The sequence below is a fragment of the Actinobacillus ureae ATCC 25976 genome, assembly GCF_000188255.1.
GTDB lineage: Bacteria > Pseudomonadota > Gammaproteobacteria > Enterobacterales > Pasteurellaceae > Actinobacillus > Actinobacillus ureae.
Genome location: NZ_GL831080.1, coordinates 933,271 through 938,238 on the forward strand (window position 1 = coordinate 933,271; position 4,968 = coordinate 938,238).

The 4,968-nt window shown below is 41.5% G+C and carries 3 protein-coding genes and 2 pseudogenes; 3 read left to right on the plus strand and 2 right to left on the minus strand.

The annotated features are described in order from the left end of the window. Positions 1 to 376: 376 nt before the first annotated feature. The 3 genes and pseudogenes from rhlB (at position 377) to HMPREF0027_RS04550 (ending at position 3,794) form a co-directional block, all read left to right on the plus strand. Entirely contained in the window at positions 377 to 1,600 is a 1,224-nt protein-coding gene (gene rhlB, locus HMPREF0027_RS04540) for an ATP-dependent RNA helicase RhlB (RefSeq protein WP_005622591.1), read from the plus strand. A gap of 215 nt (positions 1,601 to 1,815) precedes the next feature. Next, a pseudogene (locus tag HMPREF0027_RS04545) lies at positions 1,816 to 2,244 on the plus strand (hypothetical protein). A gap of 50 nt (positions 2,245 to 2,294) precedes the next feature. Continuing rightward, a pseudogene (locus tag HMPREF0027_RS04550) lies at positions 2,295 to 3,794 on the plus strand (helicase HerA-like domain-containing protein). 109 nt (positions 3,795 to 3,903) lie between these two features. Here the strand turns inward: HMPREF0027_RS04550 and HMPREF0027_RS04555 are convergent. Together HMPREF0027_RS04555 and HMPREF0027_RS04560 are read right to left on the minus strand one after the other, a co-directional pair. After that, on the minus strand, positions 3,904 to 4,398 hold the full coding sequence (locus HMPREF0027_RS04555) for a hypothetical protein (RefSeq protein WP_005622601.1): 495 nt from the start codon (positions 4,396 to 4,398) through the stop codon (positions 3,904 to 3,906). Next, a partial coding sequence (locus HMPREF0027_RS04560; protein ID WP_005622603.1) for a transposase occupies positions 4,398 to 4,968 on the minus strand: 571 nt, incomplete at its 5' end. The genes HMPREF0027_RS04555 and HMPREF0027_RS04560, both read right to left, overlap by 1 nt.

The window sequence follows — 4,968 nt, forward strand, 5'->3', positions numbered from 1 at the left end:
TCTGCACCTTAATCCGTTGGATGGTTAGTCCAACTTTTGGGGGGCAGATCAAGTATGTGCTTTTGGGTTTTAATTTAAACTGGTCTAATCAGTTTTGTGTAAAAAATAAAATGGTTTGATTGTTTAAAAATTGATCTTTGCTGTGTGTTTTATTTCCAAAAGTAAATTTAATAATTGAGAAATTTGATTTTATGTAATTAAATGTAAATTAATATTAAGAGGTGCTAGGCTGATTTGTGAGCAGCTAATTAGGGGGAGGGAGGAGCAACGAAATCTGACTGGCGAAATAATCACCTTCTACTCAATATTTCGCTTCTGTGATATGCTTATAGCCTATGCTACGGCTTTAAATTGAACCATCAAAAGGAGATTTGCGATGTCCAAACATCTCACCGAACAGCGTTTTATTGATTTTCCGATTCATGAAAATGTAATTGCGGCACTCGACAGTAAAGGATTTGAATTTTGTACGCCGATTCAAGCGAAAACGTTGCCGATTACTTTAGCCGGCAATGATATTGCCGGACAGGCGCAAACCGGTACGGGTAAAACCATGGCGTTTTTGGTTGCAACTTTCCACCATTTATTAACCAATGATATTCAAACGGCAAATAAGCAGCCGCGTGCGTTAATTCTAGCGCCGACTCGTGAGCTTGCGGTGCAAATCGCTTCGGATGCAGAGCTGCTGGTTAAGCATTCGGACTTAAAATTAGCGCTCGCTTATGGCGGTGACGGCTATGAAAAGCAATTGCAGGCGATTGAACAAGGTGTAGATATTTTAGTCGGTACGACCGGACGTGTAATTGATTATGTTAAACAAGGCGTAATTAATTTAGATAAAGTGCAAGTTGTGGTGTTAGATGAAGCGGATCGTATGTTTGATCTCGGCTTTATTAAAGGTATTCGTTATTTAATGCGTAAATGCTCGAAACCTGATCAGCGCTTAACCATGCTCTTTTCTGCGACCCTTTCGCCACGAGTGCGAGAATTGGCTTATGAAGATATGAATAATGCGCAATATATTGAAATTGAGCCGTTGCAACGTACAGGACATCGTATTAAAGAAGAGCTGTTTTATCCTTCAAATGAAGACAAAATGGCGCTGTTGCTGACTTTATTAGAAGAAGAGTGGCCGGAACGTTGTATGATTTTTGCCAATACAAAGCATAAGTGTGAAGAAATTTGGAGCTATTTAGTGGCGGACGGTCACCGTGCCGGATTGTTAACCGGCGATATCGCCCAAAAAAAACGCTTGGCGTTATTAGATAGTTTTACCAAAGGTCAATTAGATATTTTAGTTGCAACGGACGTTGCGGCACGTGGTTTACATATTCCGGAAGTGACTCATGTATTTAACTATGATTTGCCGGACGATCGTGAAGATTATGTGCATCGAATCGGGCGCACGGGGCGTGCCGGTGAGAGCGGCCATTCGATTAGCTTTGCGTGTGAACGTTATGCGGTTAATTTACCGGCAATTGAAGAGTATATCGGTCATCCGATTCCGGTCAGTCAATATGACGCTAGCGCATTATTAGCTTTACCTAAGCCGGCAAGAACGGCTCGTGCGCCAAGACACGTACACGCTAAACGCCGCTAAAATTGTTATTTCTTGAAATCAGCCTCCGCCGGTTGCGTACTGCGGAGGCTTTCTTTTTGCAAAAAATCAGCAAATTTAACCGCTTGTGATACCCAAAAATTACTTTTACAAATCTCAGAATTTATTGTAAATTTGTGCGCTTTTTATTGAGGTCATACCACTTTTGTCGTGTTTAAGAGGGCTATCAAATGCTTGATAGACGTTTTGGAGTAGAAATGAAAAAACTAAAATTAACATTATTTACCACTATTCCTTTTTTACTAAGCGCTTGCGGTTCTATGGATACTGAAACGGTACTGGAAGATCTAAGTAATTTAGGCAAGCTGTTTGAAGCAGAAAAACGTCAGGGTGTACAAGTGACAAAAGGCTATCCGAAGCCGAAAGCGCTAACCTATGCTCAACGGCCAAAGCAGCCAAAAAATTTGGAAAAACAAACGGTTACGCATGGAAGAATTAATACAACACAGTGCAAGGGTGCAGATGATTGGTATTTGGACGGCTATCGTGTCGGCTATTCATTTACCACCTAAAAAGAGGTGATGTATCAGCAACGTGTGAATTATTGTAAAGGAACGCTATCCAACGCCAATCAGTTCCAACAAAATTGGGAAAAAGGTTTTAAAGTTGGGGTGAAAAAAGCATAAAATGGCGCGGTTCAACTTATGATAAACGTCATTATTTAAGAGTATTCAATATGGCACAATACGCACTCGCCCAAGCGGAAACAGGGCAAATTATTTCATTAAATTCAAAAATGGCAAACCGTCACGGTTTAATCGCTGGCGCAACCGGTACGGGTAAAACGGTGACATTACGTAAATTCGCAGAAGCCTTCAGTGATGACGGTGTACCGGTTTTCTTGGTTGATGTAAAAGGTGATCTTTCAGGGCTTGCACATGCGGGCAGTTTATCCGGAAAAATTGCAGAACGTGTCGAGCAATTCCAGTTAGGCGGGGAAAGCTATTTAAGCGGTTATCCGGTTTCTTATTGGGATGTATTCGGTGAATCAGGGATTCCGCTTCGCACCACCATTTCGGAAATGGGTCCAATGTTGCTTTCTCGTTTATTAAATTTAAACGAAACGCAAGAAGGCTTATTAAACTTGGTTTTCCGAGTAGTGGACAATCGCGGTTTATTACTTATCGACTTAAAAGATTTACGTGCGCTACTTAAATTTGTGGCGGAAAATGCTAAAGAATTTCAAGTGGAATACGGTAATGTTTCGGCGGCGAGTGTCGGTGCGATTCAACGTGCATTATTAGCGCTGGAAAATGAAGGGGCGACTAACTTATTCGGTGAGCCGGCGTTAAATTTACAAGATTGGATGCAAACCCGTGACGGCAAAGGCGTAATTAACGTACTCAATTGAGAGAAGTTAATTAATTCGCCTCGTATGTACGGCGCATTTTTATTGTGGTTTATGGCGGAATTGTTCGAAACCCTACCGGAAGTCGGCGATCCGGAAAAACCGAAATTTGTGCTGTTCTTTGATGAAGCGCATTTATTGTTTGATGGTGCGCCAAAAGTATTTGTGGACAAAATCGAACAAGTGGTGCGTTTAATTCGTTCGTAAGGGGTTGGCGTGTATTTTGTGATGCAGAACCCGTTAGATTTACCGGACTCGGTATTAGGTCAGCTAGGTAACCGTGTACAGCACGCTTTACGTACCTTTACCCCACGTGATCAAAAAGCGGTAAAATCAGCGGCAGAAACCTTCCGTGCTAATAAAGGCGTGGACGTGGTTGAAGCGATTACCCAACTAGGTGTGGGTGAAGCGCTGATTTCGGTGTTAGATGAAAAAGGTATGCCGACTCCGGTGGAAGTGGCGTATATCTACCCGCCGAAAAGCCAATTAACCCCGTTAGCCACAGCAGAGCGTGATGCGTTAGTGAAGCAGTATGATCTGTATGCTTATTACAGTGAATATGTTGATAACGAATCCGCATATGAATTACTAAATGCTCAGGTTGCGCAGGCACAGGCGGCTCAGCAACAAGCCGAAGCGGAAAAGGCGGAAGAAGAAAACGATTTCTTCGGTGGTATGATTGCTTCGATTTTCGGCACGAAAAAGAAAAAAGATCAAACCATTGCCGAGCAAGTGGTGAGTGAAGTGACTAAATCGGTAGCGAAAAAGCTGACTAACCAAGTTTCTAAACAAATCATGCGTGGCATCTTAGGGGCAATTACTAAGTAATTGTTGGTTTACAGCGATTTTGCTTCTTACAAGCGGTTGAATTTGTAAAAATTTCCGGTATTATGTAGCAGTTGCACAAAGATTTAACCGATTAAAAACCTTAAAATCCCTATTGAAATTTTAACTCGATAGGGATTTTTATTATGGCACAAAAGTTGCTGAAGCACGAGTTAGTGGAACGCCTATTAAAGCTAAAAGAAAAGCAAGATGAGCTGACGGTGCAAATGCAGTGTTTGTCACAAGAGATTAACGCGCCACGCACCGAAACCGTATGCTTCGGACGAACGATAGGGTCTTGTCCGTCTTTTATTAAGACAATCTCAGTGATTTCATTAACCGTGAAATAATAGTCGGGTTGAGCTTTGAGTACCGCTAAAACCATTGGTCTTAATTTCCCACGGAATCTATGTTTGTAGGTTCGATATGAATAAACCTCAGTATCGTATTCATCGGTTAAGGTTTCATCTTCCATCACTTTAAGGGCATCGTTGAGCTTTTGGATTTTTCTTTCGACTAATTCGAGATGTTCTAGCACCTGTGTTCGTTCACGTTGCAAGCGGTCGATTTTAGCCTGAATTTGGCTAAAGTAGATTTTATTTCCCATTACATTATTAACCTTTCTGCTTGTCTATGATTACCCTGCCAATAGCCTTGCCAGTCTGTTGTATTGTCGGTAGCAAGACATTGCTCAAGCGTGCTGTTAAATAGGCTTAAATTATCCACGCGGCGATTATCTTCCCGATAAGCACATTCGTTGGCATAATTATCGAGATATTTATTACTGATTTTGTGTTGCGTACCGATAATCATACGTTTAAAACGGCTGAAATAGCTTTCTGCAAGATTGTTAGTGATACCTTCATCACTGCGATACTCTTTTTGATGGTTCACACGATGCAAATCGTAGTGAATCATCAATTCGTCATAAGCGGAGTTTTCGTCCGCATGAATGCGACTGCCTGCCTTAATATAGCTTGTTGCCAATTTATTCACGACTTGGCTATTTTCCGATAAAATCGGGAAAGTTAAGGTTTTCTTTGCGCCCACTAAATACGGATTTTCTGCGGTTTCTTCTTCAGTGTAACGGCTTCGCATCACCAAAATTGACCGTTTATTCGGATTAACATTTTCTTTCAGTCGTCTATCCACACGTTCACTTTTCTTATTTTTAGGG

What these genes read in the sequence shown, in the direction of transcription:
- rhlB (WP_005622591.1), top strand. Translation starts at nt 377, where the DNA reads ATGTCCAAACATCTCACCGAACAGCGTTTTATTGATTTTCCGATTCAT.
- HMPREF0027_RS04555 (WP_005622601.1), bottom strand. Translation starts at nt 4,398, where the DNA reads ATGGGAAATAAAATCTACTTTAGCCAAATTCAGGCTAAAATCGACCGC.